At 42.1% G+C, this 1,521-nt stretch carries 1 protein-coding gene; it reads right to left on the minus strand.

The window, feature by feature from the left end:
* Positions 1-643 precede the first annotated feature (643 nt).
* Positions 644-1,288, minus strand: coding sequence for a YchE family NAAT transporter (locus AC1DUO_RS24895; protein WP_013575947.1), 645 nt, complete (start codon positions 1,286-1,288; stop codon positions 644-646).
* Positions 1,289-1,521: the final 233 nt, after the last annotated feature.

A 1,521-nucleotide genomic window follows, 5' to 3' on the forward strand; every position in this document is an offset into this window, starting at 1 on the left:
CAAATAAAATGGCTTCAATCTTTCTGTCTCTAGCAAGATTCGTTCTCACTCAGAGCATCCCGCTTAACAAAATTCCATTTTTGAAGGCGATTTGAAAATTATCAGAAGCCTGATACAGGCGCCAATAAATTTTGCAAATTTGTTACGCAATTCTCTTTTACTGGTTACAAGCCCGATGAGCCATCCACAAGGAAACATTTGGAAACCTTGTTTAACTCATTGTTTATTGGCATTTTTACGATAATTTTTAGCGCAAAATTAACGTCACTGATTGCATAAGAACTCGCCTGACACAATCCGTTAACATTAAGATGTTTTCAAGGATAAACACCTGTTAACTGYGGTGTTAACACTAATAACATCTCGATACAGCATGCACAAGCCTTACAGAATGATGTGGATAAATTAGCGTCAAAACGGGCAGTAAAGATGCGTATTTAGCTAAAAATTCGCTAAGTTTATTAGAAGAAATGAAGACTTGGTTCGAAAAGAAGAATGAGACGTGGCTTTACGCCACATTTAGGTGCAAACGCGCTTAATTAAGTCATTAGCTGCACTATATTAATGCATCGCATTATAAGGAAAGGTAATAATTATCACGAAAACCCACCCGTGTTTCCGTGATAATTCAGTGACCAGCAGGTTAGAGCAGGCCAGGGAAAATAGCTTTAATCCCTGTCACAATAAATTCGATACCCAGAGACATCAGCAAAAGCCCCATGATACGCGTAATCACGTTAATCCCGGTTTGCCCCAGTAATCGCACCAGCAATGGTGCCGCTCTGAACAGTAACCAGCAACAAAATGCAAAGAAGATAATCGCAAGTGTCAGTCCCAGCAGATTCGGCCAACTGTGATAGCGTGAACTCCATACAATCGTTGAACTGATTGCGCCCGGTCCGGCCATCAGAGGTAGCGCAAGCGGAACCACCCCGACATTTTCACGTATCGCTGTTTCTGATTTTTCCTGCTTGTTCTGTTTGTCCTCGCCCAGTTTCCCGCTGATCATAGACATCGCAATGGTGACCACCAGGATCCCACCCGCAATTCGGAATGAATCAATCGATATACCAAACAGATGTAAAATGGCATCGCCCAGGAAAAGTGCAGTCGACAATATAATGGCAACCGACAGGTTTGCCGTCATATTGGTTTTATTACGCCCCGCTGCCGCCTGATAGCTTGTCATGCTGATGAAGACTGGCAAGATCCCCACAGGGTTGACCAGCGCAAACAGCCCGACGAAAAACTTGATATACCCTGAAAAATCTAATAAAGATTGGCTCACGCAGAACTCCGCATAACTATGCCAGTAGATGAAGGTTTTGATGGGCGCTAATGTACTGGAATCCCCGTAAAGGCGCCACGTCGTTTCATAGTTTTTATCACCAGATTTCCGAACAAAGGCAGTGAATACAACTTTTGTTAAAAAACAGATTTTTCATTGATAACTTTAGATACAAAACTGTATTATCCAAGGGAGAATTTGATAACCATTCTCAATATCAAGTTGCTGAAAGG

The organism is Rahnella sp. P4_A8 (genome assembly GCF_056402435.1).